This window comes from Paenibacillus sp. FSL H7-0714 (assembly GCF_038003765.1).
Taxonomy (GTDB): Bacteria; Bacillota; Bacilli; order Paenibacillales; family Paenibacillaceae; genus Paenibacillus_AQ.
The window spans coordinates 4,432,499-4,458,233 of record NZ_JBBOPT010000001.1 but is presented as its reverse complement, the minus strand read 5'-3'; the positions used below and the strand labels follow the sequence as shown (position 1 = coordinate 4,458,233).

General features: G+C 43.7%; 23 protein-coding genes. All 23 read left to right on the top strand.

Annotated elements, in window-relative coordinates; all coding sequences use genetic code 11:
* Positions 1 to 36 precede the first annotated feature (36 nt).
* The 23 genes from dpsA to NST34_RS19750 all read left to right on the top strand — a co-directional run bounded on the left by dpsA (position 37) and on the right by NST34_RS19750 (position 25,599).
* Positions 37 to 933: a dipicolinate synthase subunit DpsA gene (dpsA, locus tag NST34_RS19860; protein WP_341128630.1), complete on the top strand. Its 897-nt coding sequence runs from the start codon at positions 37 to 39 to the stop codon at positions 931 to 933.
* A 1-nt stretch (position 934) separates the two neighbouring features.
* Entirely contained in the window at positions 935 to 1,531 is a 597-nt protein-coding gene (locus NST34_RS19855) for a dipicolinate synthase subunit B (RefSeq protein WP_042189406.1), read from the top strand.
* A gap of 355 nt (positions 1,532 to 1,886) precedes the next feature.
* Entirely contained in the window at positions 1,887 to 3,110 is a 1,224-nt protein-coding gene (dapG, locus tag NST34_RS19850; protein WP_341128629.1) for an aspartate kinase, read from the top strand.
* A 13-nt stretch (positions 3,111 to 3,123) separates the two neighbouring features.
* A complete protein-coding gene (gene dapA, locus NST34_RS19845) occupies positions 3,124 to 3,999 on the top strand; it encodes a 4-hydroxy-tetrahydrodipicolinate synthase (RefSeq protein ID WP_341128628.1) in 876 nt (291 codons plus the stop codon).
* 510 nt (positions 4,000 to 4,509) lie between these two features.
* Positions 4,510 to 6,189, top strand: coding sequence for a ribonuclease J (locus NST34_RS19840; protein ID WP_042189403.1), 1,680 nt, complete (start codon positions 4,510 to 4,512; stop codon positions 6,187 to 6,189).
* A 215-nt stretch (positions 6,190 to 6,404) separates the two neighbouring features.
* Positions 6,405 to 7,184: a ClpP family protease gene (locus NST34_RS19835; protein WP_445667697.1), complete on the top strand. Its 780-nt coding sequence runs from the start codon at positions 6,405 to 6,407 to the stop codon at positions 7,182 to 7,184.
* Positions 7,181 to 7,393 carry a YlzJ-like family protein gene (locus NST34_RS19830; RefSeq protein WP_042128829.1) on the top strand — a complete coding sequence of 71 codons (213 nt, stop codon included), beginning with the start codon at positions 7,181 to 7,183 and terminating at the stop codon, positions 7,391 to 7,393. The genes NST34_RS19835 and NST34_RS19830 overlap by 4 nt, the downstream gene beginning before the upstream one ends.
* 78 nt (positions 7,394 to 7,471) lie before the next feature.
* Positions 7,472 to 10,132, top strand: coding sequence for an FtsK/SpoIIIE family DNA translocase (locus tag NST34_RS19825; protein WP_341128626.1), 2,661 nt, complete (start codon positions 7,472 to 7,474; stop codon positions 10,130 to 10,132).
* A gap of 650 nt (positions 10,133 to 10,782) precedes the next feature.
* Positions 10,783 to 11,649, top strand: a complete 867-nt coding sequence (sleB, locus tag NST34_RS19820) for a spore cortex-lytic enzyme (protein ID WP_076299350.1) — start codon at positions 10,783 to 10,785, stop codon at positions 11,647 to 11,649.
* Between the two features lie 136 nt (positions 11,650 to 11,785).
* On the top strand, positions 11,786 to 13,063 hold the full coding sequence (yfmF, locus tag NST34_RS19815; protein WP_405174472.1) for an EF-P 5-aminopentanol modification-associated protein YfmF: 1,278 nt from the start codon (positions 11,786 to 11,788) through the stop codon (positions 13,061 to 13,063).
* A 2-nt stretch (positions 13,064 to 13,065) separates the two neighbouring features.
* Entirely contained in the window at positions 13,066 to 14,346 is a 1,281-nt protein-coding gene (gene yfmH, locus NST34_RS19810; protein WP_076285440.1) for an EF-P 5-aminopentanol modification-associated protein YfmH, read from the top strand.
* A 39-nt stretch (positions 14,347 to 14,385) separates the two neighbouring features.
* The gene (ymfI, locus tag NST34_RS19805) at positions 14,386 to 15,114 is read left to right on the top strand and encodes an elongation factor P 5-aminopentanone reductase (RefSeq protein ID WP_076299349.1); all 729 of its coding nucleotides are present in this window, start codon (positions 14,386 to 14,388) and stop codon (positions 15,112 to 15,114) included.
* A gap of 136 nt (positions 15,115 to 15,250) precedes the next feature.
* The gene (locus tag NST34_RS19800; protein ID WP_042189396.1) at positions 15,251 to 15,514 is read left to right on the top strand and encodes a DUF3243 domain-containing protein; all 264 of its coding nucleotides are present in this window, start codon (positions 15,251 to 15,253) and stop codon (positions 15,512 to 15,514) included.
* Between the two features lie 176 nt (positions 15,515 to 15,690).
* Complete coding sequence (locus NST34_RS19795) at positions 15,691 to 16,458, top strand: DUF3388 domain-containing protein (protein WP_042128818.1); 768 nt, start codon at positions 15,691 to 15,693, stop codon at positions 16,456 to 16,458.
* Positions 16,459 to 16,506: 48 nt separating this feature from the next.
* Positions 16,507 to 17,469, top strand: a complete 963-nt coding sequence (locus NST34_RS19790) for a helix-turn-helix domain-containing protein (RefSeq protein WP_076285441.1) — start codon at positions 16,507 to 16,509, stop codon at positions 17,467 to 17,469.
* A 79-nt stretch (positions 17,470 to 17,548) separates the two neighbouring features.
* On the top strand, positions 17,549 to 17,710 hold the full coding sequence (locus NST34_RS19785) for a hypothetical protein (RefSeq protein ID WP_179085813.1): 162 nt from the start codon (positions 17,549 to 17,551) through the stop codon (positions 17,708 to 17,710).
* A 201-nt stretch (positions 17,711 to 17,911) separates the two neighbouring features.
* The gene (locus NST34_RS19780; RefSeq protein ID WP_042128814.1) at positions 17,912 to 18,403 is read left to right on the top strand and encodes a YajQ family cyclic di-GMP-binding protein; all 492 of its coding nucleotides are present in this window, start codon (positions 17,912 to 17,914) and stop codon (positions 18,401 to 18,403) included.
* A 153-nt stretch (positions 18,404 to 18,556) separates the two neighbouring features.
* Positions 18,557 to 19,144, top strand: a complete 588-nt coding sequence (gene pgsA, locus NST34_RS19775) for a CDP-diacylglycerol--glycerol-3-phosphate 3-phosphatidyltransferase (RefSeq protein WP_036688397.1) — start codon at positions 18,557 to 18,559, stop codon at positions 19,142 to 19,144.
* Between the two features lie 109 nt (positions 19,145 to 19,253).
* Positions 19,254 to 20,540, top strand: coding sequence for a competence/damage-inducible protein A (locus NST34_RS19770; protein WP_341128625.1), 1,287 nt, complete (start codon positions 19,254 to 19,256; stop codon positions 20,538 to 20,540).
* A 299-nt stretch (positions 20,541 to 20,839) separates the two neighbouring features.
* Positions 20,840 to 21,907 carry a recombinase RecA gene (recA, locus tag NST34_RS19765; protein ID WP_042128809.1) on the top strand — a complete coding sequence of 356 codons (1,068 nt, stop codon included), beginning with the start codon at positions 20,840 to 20,842 and terminating at the stop codon, positions 21,905 to 21,907.
* 165 nt (positions 21,908 to 22,072) lie between these two features.
* Positions 22,073 to 22,804 (top strand): regulatory protein RecX, encoded by a 732-nt coding sequence (locus NST34_RS19760; protein ID WP_341128624.1) that lies wholly within the window; start codon positions 22,073 to 22,075, stop codon positions 22,802 to 22,804.
* A gap of 316 nt (positions 22,805 to 23,120) precedes the next feature.
* Positions 23,121 to 24,662 (top strand): ribonuclease Y, encoded by a 1,542-nt coding sequence (rny, locus tag NST34_RS19755; RefSeq protein ID WP_042128807.1) that lies wholly within the window; start codon positions 23,121 to 23,123, stop codon positions 24,660 to 24,662.
* Positions 24,663 to 24,804: 142 nt separating this feature from the next.
* The gene (locus tag NST34_RS19750) at positions 24,805 to 25,599 is read left to right on the top strand and encodes a TIGR00282 family metallophosphoesterase (RefSeq protein WP_042189389.1); all 795 of its coding nucleotides are present in this window, start codon (positions 24,805 to 24,807) and stop codon (positions 25,597 to 25,599) included.
* Positions 25,600 to 25,735: the final 136 nt, after the last annotated feature.

Here is a 25,735-nt window from a genome sequence, read left to right as displayed (position 1 = left end):
TAGTCGATAGTGTATGTTGAAAGGAGCGTCATCCCTATGCTTACTGGCGTCAGGATCGTGTTCCTGGGCGGGGACGCGAGACAGCTTGAAGTGATTCGGAAATGTGTGGAATTGGATGCGACGGTAAGCGCTGCCGGGTTCGATAAATGGGAAGCCCCTTGCCCAGGGGTGAGCCTGGAACAGATGACGGTAGAGCTGCTTAGTAATGCAGATGTATTAGTGTTGCCTACGGTTGGTTGTGATGATGAAGGGAATATCAGTGCTTTATTTTCTTCTGAACGCTTGATGCTCTTGGAAGAACATTTTGCTGCTCTGCCACCCCATTGTTTGGTGTATAGCGGTATGGGTAAAAGCTATTTACGCGGCATGTGCGCCAAGCATTCGTTAAAGTTAATTGAATTGCTTAATCGTGACGATGTAGCCATCTACAACTCCATCCCAACAGCGGAAGGGGCACTGGTTATGGCCATACAGAACACGGATTTTACCATTCACAGTTCCAAATCGATGGTACTGGGCTTGGGCAGAACGGGTTTTACAATGGCAAGAAGTCTGCAAGGACTGGGTGCTAGTGTTAAAGCCGGAGTTAGAAAACAGGAACATTATGCACGTGCTGAAGAAATGGGCTGGAAGCCGTTTATGACCAGTGAACTTTTGCTTCATGTGTCGGATGTTGATCTGATATTTAATACGATTCCAAGTATGATCATCACCGCACAAGTACTCTCACGTATCTCACCGCATTGCTTAATTGTCGACCTGGCTTCCGCTCCAGGTGGATGTGACTTTCGTTATGCTGAGAAAAGAGGAATTAAAGCGATGCTGGCACCTGGACTCCCTGGCATTGTAGCTCCTAAAAGCGCTGGGATTATTATGGCAAATGCGCTGGTTCAGTCGATATCGGACGAGGCTTTAATCAAGGGGGACGAATAAAATGGATTGGCACGGAAAAACAGTAGGGTATGCGATTACCGGATCTCACTGCACATTTGCGGAGGTAATGCCGCAAATTCAACGCTTCGTAGATGGAGGAGCAAACGTTGTGCCCATAGTTTCAGCATCCGTACTAGGCACCGATACCCGCTTTGGAACATCGCAAAATTGGCTAAAACAGTTGAAAGATATAACAGGTAATGATATCATTTCTACAATTGTTGAAGCGGAACCGCTGGGTCCTTCCAAGCTGCTGGATGTGCTGACGATAGCACCTTGCACTGGAAATACAACGAGTAAATTGGCAAATGCTATGACCGATAGTCCAGTGCTCATGGCTGCAAAATCGCAGATGCGCAATGGACGTCCACTTGTTCTCGCGATATCTACCAATGATGGCCTAGGTCTTAATGCCGCAAATATTGCAAAGCTTCTAGTGGCTAAACATATTTATTTTGTGCCATTCGGACAGGATAACCCTGAGGGCAAACCTAATTCGTTAGTAGCGCGTATGGATCTTATCCCAGAAGCTTGCTATGCCGCTTTGCAAGGTAAACAACTACAGCCGATGATTATTGAAAAGTTTCATTCCGTCTAGAATAAGGCGGAATCGGTGGAGCTAGTTGCGGACATAAAAAGGGGAGATGCACTAAATGAGCAATGAGAAGTTAAATGCCGCCTTGGTCGGAGTTACTTCTTAATCAATAGATGCGGTCGTTAACGCTCAAAGCCAAGATCTGCTAAACCCATTGCTGAGATCATTGCCGCCAAAAAATATAAGCTTTACTGCTACCGTCCTCATTTCGAGGGCGGTACAACCATTTTTCAAAATAGAAGAAAATTACTTAAGAAATAAGCTTACGTACTGTAAAGGAATTTCTCATTAGAGACGAAATGAGTTCTATTTACGAACGATTAGTGTGTTTGCTTTGACAATAATGGAGGAATTATACATGGGTATTCTGGTACAAAAATTCGGAGGAACATCACTTTCAACACCACAAGCTAGAGAGCACGTCATTCGTAATGTCAAACGGGAGCTCGCTAGCGGCTATAGTTTGGTCATTGTCGTTTCGGCAATGGGCAGACGCGGAGAACCTTATGCAACAGATACTCTGCTGGATTGGGCTGTTCAGAATGGAGATTCACTCCCAGAGCGTGAGAAGGATCTCTTGATGTGCTGTGGTGAGATTATCTCTGCTACTACACTTTGTGGCCTGCTGGAGAATGAAGGGATTGCTTCTACGGTACTAACGGGAGCTCAGGCTGGTTTTATGACAGATAGCAACTATGGCAATGCAAGAATTCTAGATGTACGTCCTGATCGTATTCTTCGTGAACTGCGTGAAGATAAAGTAGTTATAGTGACCGGGTTCCAAGGACAGACTGAAGCTGGTGATTTGACGACTTTGGGCCGTGGAGGAAGTGACACCTCTGCGACTGCACTGGGTGCTGCCCTTCATGCAGATATGGTTGATATCTATACAGATGTTAACGGGATTCTTACAGCAGATCCGCGGATCGTTGAAGATGCAAAACCGCTAACGTATGTTAGTTATACAGAAATTTGTAATATGGCTCATCAAGGAGCAAAAGTGATCCATCCACGTGCGGTTGAGATTGCTATGCAGGCACAAATTCCAGTACGCGTTCGTTCAACATTTTCTGAGAATGAAGGTACGCTGGTTACGAATCCTGAAGGATTCAACGACATTCAGTCTGGCGGCATTGTAGATCGCTTCGTAACAGGGATTGCTTATGTCAGCAACGTCACACAGATTTCTGTGGAGTGTCCAGATGGAAATGGTACGGGCGTTCAACTGCAAATTTTTAAAAGTATGGCCGACAACGGAATAAGCGTTGATTTTATTAATGTAACACCTACTGAAGCTCTTTATACTGTGTTCGATGACAAATCAGAAAAGGCCATCTCAGTTCTTCAGCAATTGGGCTTGCGTCCTAAGAGTTTATCAGGTTGTGCAAAAGTTTCCGTTATCGGGGGCGGAATTAATGGTGTACCTGGTATTATGGCGCGTATCGTTGAGGCACTTAGCTCACAAAATATTCAGATTCTCCAATCCGCAGATTCGAATACAACGATTTGGGTGCTGGTGAAGAAAGAGGATATGGTGCAGTCCCTGCGTTCGCTGCACGCTATGTTTGAATTGCACCGCTAAGGAGGAATTCAAAGTGGATTTCGGAAGATTAATAACAGCCATGGTAACCCCCTTTGACGGGGATGGAGAAATCAACTGGGATGTAACTTCACAGCTTGTCGATTATTTAATTGAGGAACAGAAATCAGAGGCATTGGTTGTCTGTGGTACAACTGGGGAATCCCCAACGTTAAGTGATGAGGAGAAACTGCAGCTGTTTTCTTTTGTACTAGAGAAGGCGAATGGTCGCTGTAAAATTATTGCTGGAACAGGCAGTAATAACACGAAGCACTCTATTCACCTCACGAAGGAAGCGGAGAAAATAGGTGTGGATGGCGTACTTTTGGTCGTTCCTTATTACAATAAGCCTAATCAGGAAGGGCTCTATCAGCATTTTTCTGCGATTGCTACGGAGACTTCATTGCCAGTCATGCTGTATAATGTTCCTGGTCGCACGGGTGTAACTATGAGCGTGGACACAACCCTTCGACTTGCTGAAATATCGAATATTGTTGCGACAAAAGAATGTGCATCTGTCGATCAAGTAACACTTATCGCTTCTGCGTGTTCCGATGACTTCCGTGTATATACTGGTGATGATTCTGCGGGCTTAGCTAGTCTAGCCGTAGGAGGATACGGAATTATCAGTGTAGCTAGTCATGTGGTTGGTGCACAGATGTCAGAAATGATCTATGCATACACCTCAGGAAATGTTCAGCGAGCGGGAGAGATCCATCGGCAATTGTTCCCTATTTACAAGGGGTTGTTCGAATGTCCACAACCTTTACCGAATCCTTCAGCGGTCAAATATGCTTTAAGTCTGAAAGGTCTGTCTGTTGGAGGCGTCAGATTGCCGCTTATTTCACCTACTGCAGCTGAGGCGGCCTTTATCGAGGCACTATTTCACTAAGTGCTGAACAATGATATTCTAGTCTTTAAACCGGCTTCTCCTGTGGAGAGCCGGTTTTTATATTTATTATATTTTGCTAAAATAATGGGTCACATTTAAGGAAAGAATTTGGATACGAGATAGGGTGACTTGTCTTTTGCCAAAAAAATCATGTATAATGATCTTAAGTGACTGGGTGCGGTTAAAATTAAATATGCGGTAATCTTCCGTCAATGGTATACATTGTGAGACAGGATAGGTCCCAAGATGAGTCTGTGTAAATGATTGAAATGTCTTCGCGCGAGGGGCGCGACGGTGAATTTTGACGGCATTTGTCCGCTTCAATATGAACTTTACTGCCCGGAATCGGGAGCTTTCGCATTGCGCATTTTACAGATATCAGGAATATCCTTGTTAATTAAGGAAGCTATCAGCTGTTTGAAGAATGTGTTCAGCGCCGCTGAAATAATCGAAGTTCAATATTTACCAATAAAAGTATGACGTCCAACATCATAGGAGGGTTAGATTCATTTGTCCAAAAAAAACAACAACGATAAATTGATGATTTTCGCATTGGGCGGAGTCGGAGAAATCGGGAAAAACATGTATGTCATTCAATATGGAGCTGACATTGTAGTCGTGGATTCGGGACTTAAGTTCCCGGAAGAAGATATGCTCGGTATTGATATTGTAATTCCTGATATCTCTTATTTGACAGAGAACCGTGACAAGGTAAGAGGAATTGTACTTACCCACGGACACGAGGATCACATCGGTGGTCTCCCATATGTCCTGAAGAATTTGAATGTTCCGGTTTACGGAACAAGACTTACATTAGGTCTTGTAGAAAACAAATTGAAGGAAGCAAACTTACTGGGTGACACCAAACGAATTCTGATCAATGAAGATTCAGAAATTCAACTGGGAAGTTCGCTCAAAGTTACATTCTTCAGAACCAATCACAGTATTCCTGATTCCGTCGGTGTATGCATAGAAACACCGGAAGGTAACGTAGTTCATACGGGAGATTTCAAATTTGACCACACTCCAGTCAACGGTCAATTTGCAAATCTGCATCGGATGGCTGAAATTGGTCAGAAGGGCGTGCTTGCTCTTTTGTCGGATAGTACAAATGCTGAGAAACCAGGCTTTACCCCATCTGAGAAAAATGTCGGTATCGTTCTGGAAGACATTTTCCGCAAAGCTGAACAACGTGTCGTTGTAGCAACTTTTGCTTCCAATGTGCACCGCATTCAACAAGTGGTTAATGCAGCAGAATCCACAGGTCGTAAGATTACAGTAATTGGCCGTAGTATGGTAAACGTTGTATCCATCGCTTCTGAGCTTGGATATCTGAACGTACCTGACGGTATGCTGATCGAGCCTGAAGAAATGAACAGAATGGCAGCGAACCGTGTCGTTGTTCTTTGCACAGGATCCCAAGGCGAGCCAATGTCCGCATTGACCCGTATGGCACGTTCCAGTCATCGTAAAGTAGATATCTTGCCAGGTGATACTGTTATTATTGCAGCAACACCGGTACCAGGTAACGAGAAATATGTAGGTCGTACCATTGATGAATTGTTCCGTCTTGGCGCTAACGTAATTTATAGCGGTTCCAATTCTGGCGTTCACGTATCCGGTCACGGTAGCCAGGAAGAGCTTAAGCTTATGCTCAACCTGATGAAACCTAAATATTTCATTCCAATTCACGGTGAATACCGTATGCAACGCAAACATGCGCTTTTGGCAGAATCTGTTGGCGTAGAGTCTCAGAACATTTTCATCACTGAAATCGGTGAGATTGTGGAAATTCAAGGCGGTGCCGCTCGTAAAGCTGGTAAAGTAACGGCTGGTAACGTATTGATTGACGGTCTGGGTGTAGGTGATGTAGGTAATATTGTATTGCGTGACCGTAAGTTGCTGTCTCAAGATGGTATTTTGGTTGTCGTGGTTACACTAAGCAAACAGAATGGTGCAATTGTCTCCGGACCTGACATCATTTCTCGTGGTTTCGTTTATGTTCGTGAGTCCGAAGGACTGCTTGACGAAGCGAACCGAATTGTTTCCAGTACATTGCAGCGCTTGATGAGTGAGAAAGTAAATGAGTGGGCATCGCTTAAAACAAGCGTAAAAGATTCACTCGGTCGTTTCTTATATGAGCAAACGCGTCGTAGACCGATGATTTTGCCAATTATCATGGAAGTGTAAGGAGAATTCTCCTTAAATAAATATATAGCTTGGGCATTGGCCCCTTTTCCCCGGAAATATTGGACGGTTTCTACGGGAAAAGGGGTTTTTGTATTGTTTATATTCACATCATGAGGAGAGGTTTGCATAATGCGGGGCCCTGAAATGTCATACTAATGAAAGTTAGTAAGGCTATAGCAGACCAGAGCTGCATAAGAAAAGGGAGAGCTGCGAAAATGAACTACATGAATGGATCAAATGGAGCAAAGAATGAGGAAGTTATACCACCAGAGGGAAATCCAAGTACAAATGAAAACATGCCGCCCACTACAATGGGTGCACTTAAAGAGCTTGGACAAACAGCGGTTCCTACCGGTGAACCGGATATCTTTTGCATAACGATCATCGGTCAGATTGAAGGCCATATTGTAATGCCTCCTCAGAACAAAACGACGAAATACGAACATATCATTCCCCAGCTGGTGGCAGCTGAACAGAATAAGAATATTAAAGGTCTGCTTATTATTTTAAATACTGTTGGTGGAGATGTAGAAGCTGGTCTAGCGATTGCCGAAATGATTTCTTCGCTCTCTAAACCAACGGTAACAGTAGTCATTGGAGGGGGCCATAGTATTGGCGTTCCGATCGCTGTATCCTCTACGTATTCAATTATTGCGGAAAGTGCAACAATGACGATACATCCGATTCGTATGAATGGCTTAGTAATTGGAGTGCCACAGACGTTCGAATACATGGAAAAAATGCAGGAGCGTGTAGTGAAATTCGTTACTTCTCATTCTCGGATTTCTGAAGAACAGTTCCGTGACCTCATGTTTAAGACAGGTGAGCTCAATCGTGATATTGGAACAGCCGTTGGGGGGTTGGACGCCGTTAAATATGGTCTCATGGATGAGGTGGGCGGGATCGGAGCTGCCTTAGCGCATCTTAACCGCATGATTGGTGGAGATTTCTCTGCAGCGCCTACAGCAGCGATTTCGGGAGGGCTTACGCAATGACACTCTATACGATAATGTCGATGGAACAGGTGTGGGAGGGGGCATTTAATAATTACGCTACAACGCGAGAAGTAAGCGTTCAGGGGATGCTCATGCAGGTTGAGCCGATGGAGGAAGGACGCGCGCGCATTGTAAGATTGCTGGATTGTCCTTTGGAGCGATATTTAGATCCGTCGTTCTCTCCTGGAGCTATAATTACGTTAACATAAAGATTCATTTTTTGACAAAAGAGAACATAGGTACGCCACGCCATTATATGGTATAATGTTGTTCCGGGGGTGGCTGGCGTGGCTAAACGAAAAAAGAAAAAGAAAAAAGCGCTGCTCGGCAGCGTTTTAAAATATGAAATTTACGGAATTTTACTAATAACGATATCCGTTATTGCTCTGTCTGGTGAAGCGGCGGTAGGACGGTCACTTTCAAGTATGGCGGGTTATTTATTAGGGAGATTTTATTTTGTGTTGCCGCTTATTGGTATTTTTTATGGGCTTATGGTTATGATCCATCGAAGATGGCCTTCTTCTTGGAACAGTCGACATACAGGCGTGCTTCTGCTTCTGCTATCCATGTGCCTTATGAGCACTATTTCTGCAATGGAGCAGAAGCTTGGCCCGTTGTCCTTGCTCCATCCTGGCAACGTGATGACACAAATACATAATGATCTTTCGGGATCTCTTTCGCCCGGTGTTAACAATAGTAATGTCTATATGCTGGGTAAGGATATAAGTGGTGGATATATCGGCGGATTGGAGTATGCTGCACTGCTGTGGCTCTTTGGTAGTCTGGGAGCTAAGCTGCTCATGATCGTTATGCTTGCCATCAGCTTTATGTTAATTACAAATCTCTCCTATGTAGAGATTATTACTCTTTTGCGAGTTCGTACGGTTAAGTTTGTGGAAGGGATTCGTCTCCATGCGGCAAACCGTCCGAAGGCAGTCCCAGTAGCGGCTAGACCTTCCAAAGCAGCCGCACCCGTAAAGACTCGGCCAGTGAAGCAGCCTGTCTATAACGAAGATGACGAAGAGGAAGAAGACGATCGATATTTACCTAATCGTAAGCAACCTGTTCTATTGAAAAAAATATCCGGTTGGTTCACAGGCTCCACCCGTTCAGAGGCGGAAGCCGATTCTGATGATGATGATCATGGTCCAATTGTAACAAGTGCTTCGCACGGCCCGATCATTTCTGGGCTTTCAGTAGATAGTCGTGTGACTCCACTTGAGGATATCCAACATGATTTTGATGATGCAGATATGGATATGGAACCTGTGACTCCAATTATTCGCGACTTCTTTGAACATATCCGCTCAGAAGGGCTGAATGAGGAAGATCGGGAGGAATGGAGTGAATTCTCTCCAGCAGCTCGTGGTGTTACCGTCAAAGCTCCTGTTGCTGGGGTTAATCCAGTCAGTCAACAGCCTTCAGATGAGCCTGAGGAGAATTTGACTATAGACTTGGATGGATTGCTAAGCGCTACTCCTGATGGACAGATCATTCCTGCTCCACCGGCACCACCTCCACCAAAACCTTATAAGCTGCCATCTTTCCGACTTCTAGCCAAACCTAACAACAGCGGCAAAGCGGGAGATCAGAATGATTATATGCAGACCGCCCGTAAGCTAGAAGCTACCCTAGAGAGTTTCGGTGTTAGAGCAAAGGTTCTCGAAGTAGTTAGAGGTCCAGCGGTTACACGGTATGAGATTCAGCCGGATATCGGTGTCAAAGTTAGCCGCATTGTTAATCTGACGGATGACATTGCGCTTGCTCTTGCAGCCAAAGATATACGTATGGAGGCGCCAATTCCGGGTAAATCAGCCATTGGGATAGAGGTACCGAATTCCGAAGTGTCTATTGTGACCATGCGTGAAGTTATGGAGACACAGATCTTTCAGGAAGCTGAATCCAGATTATCGATTGCTTTTGGACGTGATATTTCGGGTCAGACGATTATCGGTAATTTAGCGAAGATGCCCCATTTATTGGTGGCTGGTGCAACGGGTTCTGGTAAATCGGTTTGTATTAACGGGATTATTACGAGTATTTTATACAAAGCTAAACCTGATGAAGTCAAATTCCTGATGGTGGACCCGAAGATGGTAGAGCTGAATGTCTATAATGGGATTCCGCATCTTCTGGCTCCAGTCGTTACTGATCCGAAGCGGGCGAGCTTAGCTTTAAAGAAGATTGTTGTGGAAATGGAGAAAAGGTATGAACTCTTCTCCAAATCAGGTACACGCAACATGGAAGGCTATAATAAGCTGATGGCTGAGAACCCAGCTGCTATACTTCCGTATATCGTTGTTATTGTGGACGAGCTTGCGGATTTGATGATGGTTGCCGCTAACGATGTAGAGGATGCTATCTGTCGGCTTGCACAGATGGCGCGTGCAGCTGGTATACATCTAATTATCGCCACTCAGCGTCCTTCCGTGGATGTCATTACAGGTTTGATTAAGGCGAATATTCCATCTCGTATCGCTTTCGGCGTATCTTCCAATGTCGACTCACGTACCATTCTGGATATGCCAGGTGCGGAGAAGCTGTTAGGTCGGGGAGACATGCTGTTCTTACCGATGGGAGCTTCTAAACCGATTCGTGTGCAGGGTGCCTTTATGAGCGATCAAGAGGTTGAGACGATCGTTCAATATGTCAGCAGTCAAGGTGAAGCAGAATATGATGAGTCCATTGTTCCAGAGGTTGATGACACAATCGCTGAAGACCAGGAGCCACAGGATGAGTTATATGAGCAGGCCGTAACGATCGTGCTTGAAGCGAAGCAAGCTTCAGTCTCGCTACTACAGCGCCGGATGAGGGTTGGTTACACCCGTGCAGCCCGTTTGATTGACTCTATGGAGGCTCGTGGGGTAATAGGGCCTTACGAGGGCAGCAAGCCGCGTGAGGTGCTTGTATCACTTGAGCAGTATCAGCATAACAAGATCAGTTCTTAAGCTGAACAAGTCAGTTTAAACCTTAAATAGACAGTAAAAAGGGGTCGTCCCCAAGTAGTTTGTACTACTTGGGGACGGCCTCTTACTCATGCTGAAAAAGTGTAAGTGACACTTCAAATAATGGCTTTAGTGAAGCTACGAATGAGGCTCCGAGTGAAGCTTCATTAAAATAATTAGGGAATTTCTCCCTGAAATTCTGTGATTATTGGTTCTCAGACTTATAATTAGGGAAAATCTCCCTATAATTTATTAATTTTGGTAAGAAATAAAGGAATTGGCCTGATTTTTAGGGAGGAATTCCCTAATTCCATTCATTATCAGAGAATATCCACTATTTTCAGGGAGTTTTTCCCTAAAAGTGCGAACTGTTACTTGGATTATTGTGAATTCATATCACTAAAATATTGAAAAGTATGACGTATATCTATAATTTCAATTAATGCGTGGTTCCACAGTAAAATGTGGTCCTTTAAATTCATGATTCATATCAACTACATGGTTTTCTTATTTCGAATATAGTTGATAATTATTCTCAATTATAATGAAAAGCTATTTCTTCTTTTTTAGTAATGCATAGGATGCGCTGACAGTCGTCATAATAACTTTAGCCATCCATGCAGAACTTACAAAAGAAAGGTAGAGCGAACCCTATGAAGAAACAAAAGATGTGGATATTTGCTGCTTTAACTCTTGCACTTGCTGCCGCGCCGTTTGCAGGAACGTTTTTCAAGGGGAATGGCATTGTTCAGACCAAGCAAAGTGCTGCTGCGTCATTTGTCCACGAGTTAAATAATCCTGACGAAGAAGTCTTGCCGGCTTTCAGTACAACACCTATTAAACTTGGGTCCACGGGTCAGGATGTCTATGAATTGCAGGGAAGATTAAAGCACTTAGGTTATTATGCCGGAAAAATAGACAGTCATTTTGGACCAAAAACGAAGAATGCAGTAACCTGGTTTCAATGGAAATTCGGAATGAAGTCTGATGGCATTGTGGGTGCCAAAACTAAGCTGAAGCTGTATAACGCCACGAAGAACTGGAAGCCTACTGAGCCTTCTACGGGCACGGGAAATAAGACAGCACAGAATAACACTGGCAATAAAACAAATACGTCCAATAAAACGAATTCGCCAGGATTGTCTTCAGGTAATTCTTTGGGCTTATCGGAGAATGATCTGAAAATCATGGCTAATGCCGTGTATGGAGAAGCCAGAGGTGAGCCTTTCGAAGGTCAGGTTGCTGTTGCTGCGGTCATTTTAAACCGTGTGAACTCACCTAGTTTCCCGAATACGCCGTCTGGCGTTATTTTTCAACCGGGAGCATTTACAGCTGTGGCCGATGGTCAGATCTATTTGGAGCCCAATGAGCAAGCACGTAAAGCAGTGCAGCAAGCACTCAATGGTTGGGACCCTTCAGGTGGATGTTTGTATTACTTCAATCCTAAAACAGCGACCTCTAAATGGATTTGGACCCGTCCTCAGGTGAAGACGATTGGTCAGCATATTTTCTGTATGTAAAAAGAAGGATAGAGAATTCAGAGAGCAACCGGGAAGAGGCTTCCGGTTGCTTCCTTACTTTGGAATGGTTTAGAATGGTTAATAATTCATAAACATGATGTAGAGCAACTATCCACGCCGTAAAGGAGTTTTGGACTTGACTAATAATGTATTTCAGCATGGCACCGTAGGAGGCTTGCGCATTCACGTTATGCCAACCAAGGCATTTAAGACCTACGCGATCTCACTTTATGCTGGGATCCCACTTGATGAGAATACAGTAACCTCTACTGCACTAGCTCCATTCGTGCTTCGCAGAGGTACCGCGACTTATCCGGAGACCACACAATTCCGCGAGCGTTTGGAGGAACTGTATGGCGCTGGATTCGGGTTTGATATTTATAAAAGAGGCGATTATCAAATCGTTCAGTTCCGCATGGATACTATTAATGACTCTTTTGTGCAAAGCAAGGAGAGCTTACTTGAACAATCCTTCGCTTTCTTAGGTGAAGTACTGACTCGTCCATTAGTTGAAGACGGCAGCTTCCGACCTTCGTATGTTGCAACGGAGCGTGAAACCGTTCGCAAGAAGCTGGAGTCCATCGTAAATGACAAGATACGTTACGCTGCTGAGCGCTGTATTGAGGAAATGTGCCGTAACGAGCCATATCGTCTTCACCCTCTGGGGCAAAGAGCGGATCTGGATCAAATCACTCCGAAAAGTTTGTATGAATCGTATAATTCCTGGCTGGATGATGCCATCCTTGATCTCTATGTAGTGGGTGACACTACAGCTGAGGAAGTAGAAAAGCTTGTACAGCGTCATTTCGGTCGGGTTCAGTCCGAGGTGGGCTTATATAGCTCTAAGTTCGTACCTGTATCAGTTAATGAGGTGCGGACTGTAGAAGAGAAGCTGGATGTCAGTCAGGGCAAGTTGAACCTGGGTCTACGCACCTCTATTACTTATAAGGATGATAATTACGCGTCCGCACTTATGTACAACGGAATATTAGGAGGGTATCCCCACTCTAAACTCTTCGTTAACGTACGTGAGAAGGCAAGCCTTGCATATTATGCTTCGTCTCGTTATGACGGCCACAAGGGCATTGGAACGATTCAATCAGGCATCGAAACGCAAAATTACGGCAAAGCCGTGGACATTATAGAGAAACAATTGGAAGAGATGAAAGCTGGCAATATCAGTGATCTGGAACTGAGTCAGACCAAAGCTATGATCCGCAATCAGCTTTCCGAGATTCCGGATTCTGCTTTTGAAATGATCTCTTACGACTTCAACCGCCAGTTGTCAGGAAAAGAACGGACAGCTGATCAGCTATTGGAGCAGGTGGAACAAATCGGTGCTGAAGATGTAAAAGCTGCCGCCGAAACCTTTCAGCTGGATACGATATATTTCTTGACAGGAAAGGAGGAATAACGATGGAACAAATTCATTACGACAGACTTCAAGAGACCATTTATCATGAGGTCATGGATAACGGACTTCAGGTATATGTGTTGCCGAAACCAACCTTCAAAAAGACCTATGCTACATTTGCAACTAAATACGGTTCCGTTGACAATCATTTTCATGTCGCAGGTGGAGAAGAAACCACTGTTCCTGATGGTATAGCTCACTTTTTAGAGCACAAAATGTTCGAAGAGCCAGAAGGCGATATTTTTGCTACCTTTGCATCAAATGGAGCCTCGGCCAATGCTTTTACAAGCTTTGATCAGACCGTTTATCTTTTCTCAGCAACAGAGAATATAGAGACCAATCTTAGTACGCTCGTTGATTTTGTTCAGCGACCTTATTTTACAGATGAGAATGTAGAAAAGGAAAAGGGAATTATTGGTCAAGAAATTAATATGTATGCTGATAATCCGGACTGGCGCGTGTATTTTGGCCTTATTGAAGCGATGTATTCGAAGCATCCGGTTCGTATTGACATTGCAGGTACGGTAGAATCGATTAGTACGATCACGAAAGAAACGCTGTACACATGTTATAACGCTTTTTATCACCCTAGCAATATGTTGTTGTTCGTGGTTGGGGGTGTGGACCCGGAGAAAGTATTTTCCTTGATTCGCGCTAACCAAAAGGGTAAAACCTACGGCAAGCAGGGTGAAATCAAGCGTATTTTTGAAGATGAACCCGAACAAGTCGCTACAAAACGGCTAGAAAGCAAGCTTGCTGTTTCGATGCCGAAAATCATGTTTGGTTTCAAGGAAAAAGTAGAAGATCTAACAGGTGAAGCTTCTCTGAAACGCGACCTGATAACGAAGCTAATGCTCGATTTGTTGGTAGGTAGTAGCACAGCATTGTATCAAAAGCTTTATGATGAGGAATTGATCTCGGACAGCTTTGGACATGAATTTAATAGTTCTCCGCAGTATGCTTTTTCTGCAATGGGTGGGGATACAAAGGATCCGGACTTGCTTTTAAAACGAATTAAAGAAGAAGTAGATCTAATCTTAAAGTCTGGCTTTGCGGAGAAGGATTTCGAGCGGGCACGGAAAAAGAAAATTGGCGGTTATTTGCGCATGCTGAACTCCCCTGAAAGTATCGCACATGAATTTACACGCTACCAGTTCCGTGGTGGTGACCTGTTTGAAGTTCTGCCTATGTATGAATCGATCACTCTGGCAGAAGTAAATGAGCGTCTGCAAGCCCATGTAAACTGGGAACAGCTTGCCGTTTCATTGGTGGTGAGTCCTTAGGTGAGCGTTTTGGGAGAGAGCAGCAAACCACTAGGGGAAATGACAGTGCTCATTACAGGGGGAAGCGGAGGGATCGGCGGCGCCATTGCGGAACGATTTGCTTCTGTGGGGATGAATATAGTTATTCATTACAGACACTCACATGAAGCTGCGAATGATGTCGCTCGGCGTTGTATGGCCCTTGGCGCAAAGGTAATGACAGTAAACGCGGATATGAAGGATCGTAGTCAGATTGTACGTATGGCGGAAAAGCTTGAGAGTAATGGGATGCAGCCGGATATTCTCGTCAATAATGCCGGTAAATCGCATTACGGAATGTTAGCTGATGTGACCGAAGAGGAATGGGATGACATTATGTCCATTAACTTGAAGGGAACCTTTATGTGCAGTCAGATCTTTATGCCGTACATGGTGTCGCAACGTTATGGTCGTATCATCAACGTTTCTTCCGTATGGGGAATCACTGGAGCTTCTTGCGAAGTAGCTTATTCGGCTAGCAAAGGTGGAGTGAATGCCTTTACAAAGGCTTTAGCTAAAGAGCTGGCTCCATCTGGTGTAACGGTTAACGCGGTAGCTCCAGGAGCGGTTAATACGAACATGCTGTCCAATTTACAGGAGGATGAAGTCCGTATGCTGGAGGATGAGATTCCAGTAGGGCGTTTGGCTACGCCTAATGAAATATCTTCACTAATTTATTTTTTGGCTTTGCCTGAGTCCGGGTATATCACTGGTCAGATTATTAGTCCAAATGGTGGATGGATTACCTGATCTTCAGTTGGAGAAAAACTCCAGCATAATAACTTAGCTTCTAAGACATATTATAAGTGTTGTTTTTAAATCTCACGTAAGGCGGCTTACAGCCTGTATGCAGGTGTTTGACCGTAAACATGAAGGAGGATTTAAGATGACACAAGAAGATAGCGTAATCAAAAATTTTGACACCTGGAAGAAATTTCTAGGAAAACGAGTTGTACAGGCGGAGAAACTTGGGATGAGTGAAGACACAATCTCAAAGCTGGCTTTTGAAATTGGGGAATTCCTCGATGAAAAAGTGGATCCAGCAAACACTCAAAACCGTGCAATCAAAGAGCTATGGGACGTCGGCAACGATGAAGAAAAGCAGACGATTGCTAAACTCATGGTCAAGTTGGCGAAAAATCACGCCTAAGCTTGCGGAAAAGCTCCCCTTGTGGGAGCTTTTCTGCAATTATTACAGGACTGACCTTGCCTTTCATTTTTATTTTATATATCATTAACATGACCCGTGTTTCAGACCGCTTTGTCTGAACGGCATTTTTTTGATGTATATCAAAGTGCGGGAAAAGGAATCTATGAGGTGTACAAGTGGAATATAAACAATGGTATATGGAATACAAGATTCACAAGAACAGACCCGGTCTGCTTGGTGATATCGCTTCAATGTTAGGGATGCTAGAAGTCAACATTCTGACGATTAATGGCGTTGAAGGAAAGACTCGCGGAATGTTGCTGGAGACCAATGATGATGACAAAATAATGCTGATGGGCGAAATGCTCAAGAAAGTTGATAATATTACAGTTTCAGCTCTGCGGTCTCCAAGACTCGTAGACAAGCTGGCTGTGCGCCATGGGCGATATATTGAACGGGATTCAGATGATCGGAAGACGTTTCGTTTTACTCGGGATGAGCTTGGTCTATTGGTCGATTTTCTCGGGGAACTGTTTAAAAAAGATGGAAATCAGGTAATAGGACTTCGAGGTATGCCCCGTGTAGGAAAGACGGAATCAATCATTGCTGGCAGTGTCTGCGCGATGAAGCGTTGGACATTTGTCTCCTCGACACTTTTACGTCAGACGGTTCGAAGTCAATTAGCAGAAGATGAGATGAACCCACATAATGTATTTATTATTGATGGTATTGTTAGTACGATCCGCTCTAATGAGAAGCATTATAATTTATTACAAAATGTTATGAGTATGCCAAGCACGAAAGTGATCGAGCATCCAGATATTTTTGTGCGGGAATCTGAGTACACCTTTGATGATTTTGATATTATTATCGAGCTTCGCAATAATCCAAATGAAGAAATATTGTACGAGTCGTTTACGACTAGCTACAGTGATGATTTATAGAACAAGAATGAACAATGATATTCATTGAAATTTACAGGAGGTGATGGTATGTCGGAACTGGGCCGGCAATTGAAAGAGGCGCGTCTGCAAAAAGGGATGAGTCTTGACGATGTCCAGGAAGTAACGAAAATTCGCAAAAAGTATTTGGAAGCCATCGAGTCTGGAGACTATAAGGTGCTTCCAGGAAGTTTTTATGTTAGGGCGTTTATCAAAACGTACGCAGAGGCAGTAGGGATGAGTCCTGACGAACTGCTAGAGGAGCATGGGAATGTACCTGCCCCTCCCGAAGACACAGCCATGGAAACGGTGATTCAAAAACGCAGCCGTAGACCAGAAACCGAACGGAATGCAAAATGGCTGCCAACAGTGCTAATGTGGACATTTCCAATATTAATTATTGTTGTGATTTACATTTATGCATCTAGTTTGAACAAACCGGATCCTGATCAGATTGATCAGACGAATCTGACGAATGAACAGCAGGATCCTACGACTGCTCAAACATCTCCACCGGCTTCAGGAGGTGGAGTTGTGGCGCCAACTTCTTCGGCAGGAACAGAAGCAACAACTGAACCTACTGCAGAGCCAACGCCATTACCAACACCTACGCCTTCCCCGCAATCCATTACAGTTACACCGGATGGGAAAGCAGGAAAAACAACAAAATTCAAGGTTTCAGCTCCGGCTGGAAGTGAAGTGAAGGTTGAGATTTCTGCTACTGGGGTAAGCTGGCTTGAGGTGTATAAAGGTGAGAACTCTAAAGGTGAAAAGCTCTCATTTGGTAACACAGCGGCAGGAGATCGTATGAGCTTTGTACTTGGAAGTGAAGGAATGTATATTAAATCTGGTTATTCACCAGCTACTGAGATTACTGTCAATGGACAAGTGATTACGGATGAAAAGACCTCATCTCGTCTGCTACTTAATCTGGATGATGGTACTGGAAGTGAAACGACCCAGAATGAAGGTACCACCGATACTACTGACCAGACTAATGAAACAGGCCAATAAGAAAAATGATGCATAGACTTTGGCTTTGCGGGGAACATAAGACTGTTTCTAGTTCTTAGCCAAAGTGGGGTGTACATTCATGATTGTTAGCTGGGTTGTAGCTGGACTTGGGGTTATTGTCAGTCTTATCGGATACTATATGACACCAAGTGCTTGGGGTTATGGAATTCTCGGGTTCGGTCTTGCACATATCGTGCTTGGAATTCTGGATATGTTTCGAAGCCCGCTTCGAAGCAGATAGAGAATTTAGAATGTGCGTCTCCGAGGATATATTCCTTTGGAGACGTATTTCTACCTGAAACACAACTCATTTCGAAGGAAAAGCTCCACTATGTGGGGCTGTTTTCTGTGTCGGGTGAGGTACATATTATCCAATATTAGACTTAAGGGTATCATTCTTTTATAATAGTAGCAGACTAAAAAGTACAAAGGACGTGTAGTTATGAGTTCAGAAAGTTCATTTGATATCGTATCTAAAATGGATATGCAGGAATTAACCAATGCGATCCACCAAACAGAGAAAGAAATTGACAACCGCTTTGACTTTAAGAACAGCAAGAGTAGTCTGAAGCTGGAGAAAGACGCACTTATTATCGCCTCTGAGGACGAATATAAGTTAAACGCTGTTATTGATATTTTACAATCGAAGATGGTGAAGAGAGGTATCACGCTGAAAAACTTGGATTTCGGCAAAGTGGAGCCCGCTTCTCTGGGTAGTGTTCGTCAGCGTTTAGGTCTTAAGCAAGGGATTGATCAGGAGAACGCAAAAAAAATTAACATCCTGATTCGTGATTCGAAATTGAAGGTGAAGAGCCAGATTCAAGGAGATCAGATCCGCGTAACTGGTAAGAGTCGCGATGATTTACAACAAATTATCCAGATTTTGCGTAAAGCTGATTTGCCGCTGGACCTGCAGTTCAACAACTTAAAATAGCATTTTGTACCCCGCAGTGCTTATCAGCGCCATTATGCGGGGTGCTTTGTATTTTTTTTGACACCTATTTATAGCTATAATATACTTGCTTAAGTAGAAATAGATGAGCCTGACTCAGGCAATTTGTATGAACGATTTAGGGGAGGAACTTCAGTGAATTTGCCCAACCGCATCACGCTAGCACGTATTTGCCTGATCCCGATTATGATGTTTTTCTTACTGGTGGATTTCAGTTTTTATCCAGAACCGATACATTGGGGCTCTTTTCAGCTATCTGTTAATCATTTGGTGGCAGCTGTAATCTTTTTGCTTGCAGCGAGCACAGATGGAATAGACGGCTACATAGCAAGGAAATATAATATGGTCACCAATCTCGGTAAGCTCCTTGATCCGTTAGCGGACAAGCTGTTAGTTTCTGCAGTTCTGATTTCACTTGTGGAATTGGGCAGATGTGATTCATGGATCGCAATTGTTATCATTAGTCGTGAGTTCGCAGTAACCGGGCTTCGCCAGATAGCATTGTTAGAGGGAAAAGTGGTTGCCGCCAGCAAATGGGGTAAGATAAAGACGGTTGTACAAATTGTAGCGATCTCACTGCTGTTGTTAAATAATTTCCCATTTCAATTCGTCAGCATTCCTGTAGATGATATTGCCATCTGGGCTGCAGCCTTGATCACTATTTACTCTGGAATTGATTATTTTGTGAAGAATAAGGATCTATTACAGCTGCATAATGCTTAAGCGTTTTAGGCAGCTACATATAGGAGAGGTAATAGGTAAAGCACCTATTACCTTTTTTAAACCCTAAAAGCAGTGTATCTACATTATAACGAGGAGGCGAAAGCCAGGTATGAAAGCGGAGATTATTGCAGTAGGCACGGAGCTTTTGCTCGGTCAAATCGTAAATAGTAATGCCCAGTTTTTGTCTATTGAGCTAGCTGCTATTGGGATTGATGTATATTTTCAAACCGTAGTTGGGGATAACAGCAGTCGCTTGCAGCAAGCCATTGAGATCGCTCAAAGCAGAGCGGATGTTATCATATTTACCGGTGGTATTGGTCCTACAGAAGATGATCTAACGAAGGACGCGCTGGCTGCTTCCTTAGGTCGCACACTTCATATAGATCGCTTGGCAATGGATCATGTACAACGTTTCTTTGATGATCGAAAGATTGTAATGACGGAGAATAATCGTAAACAGGCACTTATAATTGAAGGAACTACACCGTTGCCAAATGAGATTGGTCTTGCTGTTGGCATTGCTTTTGAGCATGAAAAGAAATATTATATTGTGCTTCCTGGTCCGCCTCGCGAGATGAAGCCGATGTTCGTAGATAAAGCTGTACCGTGGCTTCAGCAGCACGCTCTAACGACAGAAATGCCACTTTATTCTAAAATGCTTAAATTTGCCGGTATCGGAGAATCACTGCTTGAGGATAAGCTCATTAATCTTATTCACAGCCAGACAGACCCAACCATAGCTCCTTACGCTAAAGAGGGAGAGGTAACCGTTCGTATTTCGACAAAGGCGCCTTCCGAGCATGAAGCTTACAAGAAGCTGGAGATTCTGGAGAAACAGATCAAAGAGATTTTGCCAGAACATTTATATGCAAATATTGATGTGCCACTGGAGCAATTGATTGTGGATTGGATGGCGGATGCAGGTCTGACTTTAAGTGCGGCAGAGAGTTGCACGGGAGGCTTGCTGATGGAGAGTATAACTAACATTCCAGGCAGTGCTTCGATGTTTGAGGGAGGAATCGTCTGTTATTCCAACGACCTGAAGAAAAAACTTCTGAATGTGCCAAGTGCTTATTTGGAGGGGCCAGATGCTCCAGGGGCAGTTAGTCGTGAAGTTGCCGAGGTGTTAGCTGATCAGGTGAGAATGATCGCAGATAGTGATTTCGGTTTATCTGTAACTGGTGTAGCAGGACCAGGCTATTCTGAACGTAAGCCAGTTGGACTTGTATTTATTGGTTTAGCTGAACGCGGGCGTAAGACAGAAGTATACGAGCTTAATCTTAAAGGTACACGTGAAAATATACGACTGCGTACTGTTAAAGCTCTGTTGTATCGTCTATGGCGCAGACTTGAGGAACGGAAGGTGGAGACACCTCTTGAAGGCTCAGACTTGTAATGGGAGATTAGCCCAGTTATAATTGAGACATACGGAAGAACCGTGGCACTGAGATTTCTTTGCTGCGGTTTTTTGTATATCTGCGGAGATTTTGATCGCTGTTTTGGTTTTGATCATAAGTCGTTGATGTCCGGTGAAGTAGAGAAATCAGTTAACTTCTATGTCCGGAGGGAGGCTTACAATAAAAGGGATAATTAACGCTTGAGACAAAAAAAACGAATGTATGTTCGAAAAAAAGCTTGGCAAGACCTCAAAAACACGTTATTATATTATTATAAACAGTGAAGGAAGTGGTCTGATTGTCAGATCGTCGTGCAGCGCTTGATATGGCGCTTCGTCAAATAGAAAAACAATTTGGTAAAGGTTCGATCATGAAACTGGGAGAATCCACTCATATGCAAGTGGAAGTTGTACCTAGCGGATCTTTGGCACTTGATATTGCGTTAGGTATAGGCGGACTTCCAAAGGGACGTATTATTGAAGTATACGGACCTGAATCCTCCGGTAAAACGACTGTTGCTCTTCATGCTATTGCAGAAGTGCAAAAACAAGGAGGACAAGCTGCATTTATCGATGCTGAGCATGCGCTCGATCCGAAGTATGCACGTAACTTGGGCGTAAACATTGATGAATTGTTGCTATCTCAGCCAGATACGGGTGAACAGGCACTTGAGATTGCTGAAGCACTTGTCCGTAGTGGTGCAGTAGACATTATTGTCGTTGACTCCGTAGCTGCGTTGGTTCCTAAAGCGGAAATCGAAGGTGATATGGGTGACTCTCACGTCGGCCTACAGGCTCGTTTGATGTCTCAAGCGCTTCGGAAGCTATCTGGTGCCATTAGTAAATCGAATACAATTGCTATCTTTATTAACCAGCTTCGTGAGAAAATTGGTGTTATGTTCGGTAACCCTGAGACAACACCGGGTGGTCGGGCGTTGAAATTCTACTCTTCCGTACGGTTGGATGTTCGCCGTGTCGAAAGTATTAAGATGGGTAACGACGTTGTAGGTAACCGAACCAAGATCAAGATTGTGAAGAATAAGGTAGCACCTCCATTTAAACAAGCTGATGTTGATATCATGTATGGTGAAGGGATTTCCAGAGAAGGAAGTCTTGTAGACATCGGTACTGAAATGGACATCGTGAATAAGAGTGGTGCATGGTATTCCTATGAGGGTGAGCGTCTCGGTCAAGGACGTGAGAATGCCAAACAGTTCTTGAAAGAACATCAAGATATTGCACTTATCATTGAGAACAAGATCCGTGAAGCAAGTAACCTGTCCACTATTGTTGCTGCACCAAATGAAGCGGAAATCATTGCAGAGCAAGAGGAAGAAGAAAAGCTACTTCTCGAAATCGAACAATAGAATTTACTAAGGAATAGGACGCCCTGTGATTCATTGTTGCAGGGTGTCTTTTCTTAACAGTGTAAGAACATATATATTTGGGGTCCCCCCAAAGTACCTGAGTACGCACCGAAGTTAAGCCGCACTTTGTGGGGATATTTTATTGCTATGAGGTGACAAGCAACTATGGTAATACAGCTGGATATGGATTTTGAATCGGATGAGCAGAACGTACAGGTCCTATCTGATTTTCCTGATGGAGAACTTTTAGAAATTACTAAGGTAGAACGTCAGAAGAAGTCGGACCACCGCTACATCATACATTTCGGAGCCTATAACATGACTGTACACGAAGACGTCATGATTAAATATCGGATGATTACTGGAAATTCTTTTATGAAAGCCGATTTGGAGGAAATTGTTGTTGCTGATGAGCGACAACGAGCTTATGTAGAAGGACTTCGTTATCTAGAACGGAAGCCACGTACCGCTATGGAAATGACTCGCCGTTTACGGCAGAAGGAAATAGGGGAGACTATTATTGCGGAAGTGGTGCAACGGCTACAGCAGGAAAGATTTCTTGATGACCCCTTGTATGCAAAGCAATGGGCCGAGCAACGCATTACGAACCAGCGAAAAGGGAAAATGTGGATTCGCCAAGAGCTACGTGAGAAAGGAATCGACAAAACCTTGATCTCGGAAGCACTGGAGAATGTCAGTCCTGAACAAGAACTAGAGAGTGCACTTCAGATTGGTCGTAAGAAATGGAATCTTATTCGTGGTGAAGCCACAGATAAGCGCAGAAAGACTGGAGCCTTCTTAATGCGGCGTGGATTCTCGGGTGATATGGTGCGACAAGTGATCAATACTTTACTTGAGGAAGACAATTATGAGGGTGAAGATGAGGAATTTTACTAGACTCACTGATTCTCTTGACATTAATGCGCATATCGACTCTCTTGACAATGTCTTTTTATAAATAATAAAATATAACATGAATCGGCATAAAGTAAGAATCCTTTTTCCTTCCCAAAAAGGTGACTTTTTAAAACGGTTCGCGTACAACTCATATGAAATGTAATCGCCGGATAAGGCGGGCAGTGTGCATGTGCAGCATGTGCAGTATGGCAATCGGTTATTTACCGGTTTTTTGTATGGTGATGAACGGATAGTTTAACAACTGCACAATTCCCAGGGATATACCTTGGAGAGGAACCAACGAGGAGGTGAACAGATGCAAGCATGGATCTGGGTCATTATCGTTCTCGTTGTAGCTGCATTATTCTTTGGGTTCGGTTATTTTATTCGTAAATCCCTTGCAGAAGCTAAAATTCAAAGCGCAGAAAGAGAAGCCGTAGTCATCGTGGAGAACGCGAAGAAAGACGCAGAGGCGCTGAAGAAAGAAACAGTATTGGAAGCTAAGGACGAAGTCCATAGAATCCGTACTGAAGCTGAGAAAGAAACTCGTGAACGTCGGAATGAAATCCAACGGCAAGAGAGACGTTTGCTGCAAAAGGAAGAATCTCTGGATAAAAAAATGGAATCGCTTGAAAGAAAAGAAGAACAAGTAGCTAACAAAGAGAAACGAATTGATGAAACCCAACAGCAAATTGATGTTATTTACAAAAACCAAGTCACTGAATTGGAGAGAATTTCCAATTTAAGCATCGAAGATGCAAGAAGTATTATTCTTAGCAATGTTGAGCAAGAAGTTCGCCATGAAACGGCTCAAATGATCAAAGAGATTGAACAGCAGGCGAAAGAGGAAGCGGATAAGAAATCCCGTGAAATCATCACACTCGCTATCCAACGCTGTGCAGCTGATCACGTAGCGGAGACAACAGTTTCAGTTGTAACCCTGCCGAATGAAGAGATGAAGGGGCGGATTATCGGTCGTGAAGGCCGTAATATTCGTGCACTCGAAACTCTTACAGGTATCGACCTCATTATTGATGATACGCCGGAAGCAGTTATTTTGTCGGGATTTGATCCGATCCGCCGTGAAGTGGCCCGTACGGCACTTGAGAAGCTTGTGGCAGATGGACGTATCCATCCCGCTCGAATTGAAGAGATGGTGGAGAAATCCCGCAAAGAAGTGGACGAACGAATTCGCGAATATGGTGAACAAGCTACTTTCGAAGTGGGTGTTCACGGATTGCATCCAGATTTGATCAAGATTCTGGGTCGTCTGAAATTCCGTACAAGCTATGGTCAAAATGTATTGAAGCACTCCATGGAGGTTGCTTATTTAACTGGACTGATGGCCGGTGAGCTTGGGGAAGACATCGTGCTTGCAAAACGTGCAGGATTGCTCCATGATATCGGCAAAGCGCTGGATCATGAAGTAGAAGGATCGCATGTTGAGATCGGCGTTGAACTAGCGAAGAAATATAAGGAACATCCGGTTGTTATCAACAGTATCGCGTCTCATCATGGAGATTGCGAAGCTACCTCGGTTATTGCTATGTTGGTTGGTGCAGCTGATGCATTGTCAGCAGCAAGACCTGGCGCTCGCCGTGAAACACTGGAAACGTATATTAAACGTCTAGAAAAACTGGAAGAAATCTCAGAGTCATTCGAAGGCGTTGAGAAATCATTTGCTATTCAGGCGGGCCGTGAGGTACGCGTGATGGTACAGCCAGAGAAGATTGACGATGCAGAGGCATTCCGTCTTGCTCGCGATATTACGAAAATGATTGAAAGTGAACTGGATTATCCAGGACATATCAAAGTTACCGTTATTCGTGAGACACGGGCTGTTGAATACGCTAAATAGGTGGAATATAAGGTTAAGGGATAAGATGTAACTTATACTTTCTTATATTTGTTGAGAATTGGCCCCTAAGCGGGGCCTTTTTTCTTTTGAATATGAGGTCTTATCCATTAGATATAGCGGTTAAGATTAGGAGGAGAGAATCATTAAAGTACTATTTATTGGAGATATCGTTGGAAATGTTGGCAGAAAGGCTCTTCGTGAGATGTTGCCCTCACTAAAAAGTAAATATCAGCCACATATCATTATTGTTAATGGTGAAAATTCTGCTGCCGGTAGAGGGATCACCAAGGCGATCGCTAATGAGTTTTTTAACTGGGGCGTTCACGGTATAACTATGGGAAACCACACATGGGACAACAAAGATATTTTTGAGTTCATCGATGATGAGGCTCGGATTATTCGTCCCGCTAATTTTCCGCCAGGAACACCGGGAAGAGGTTATACAGTCGTTAAAGGGAACGGTAAAGAACTGGCAATAGTAAATTTGCAAGGCCGGACTTTCTTACCTGCTATCGATTGTCCTTTCCGTGTCGGGGAAGAAATTGTGGAAGAGCTTCGCAGAGATCACAAATGTATTTTAGTCGATTTCCATGCAGAGGTAACCTCTGAGAAAATCGCCATGGGATATTTTATGGATGGTCGCGCATCGATTGTTGTTGGGACACATACTCATGTTCAGACAAATGATGATGTGATTTTACCAGGAGGAACTGCGTATTTGACCGATGCGGGAATGGTTGGTTCAAGCGAAGGAATTCTGGGTATGGAAAGAGATGCAGTACTTTATAAGTTCACAACTCAGCTTCCAGCACGATTTGTTGTCGATGAAGGCAAGTGGCAGCTTCACGGTTTATTTGCAGAATTAGATGAAAATACTGGTGCGGCAACTCGTCTGGAGAAGATACGGTTACGTGAAGATGAATGGGTTATGAGCTAAACGTAGAACAGAGTATGGTTTAATCCGGGTAGTTTCGCTGAGTTAGGGTAAAGTGTGATATTTTTAATATCATAAAAGAGTATCTTTAATACCGTTTTTGGAAGACGTGGTCCGTAAAAAGAAGGAATTATTTCTT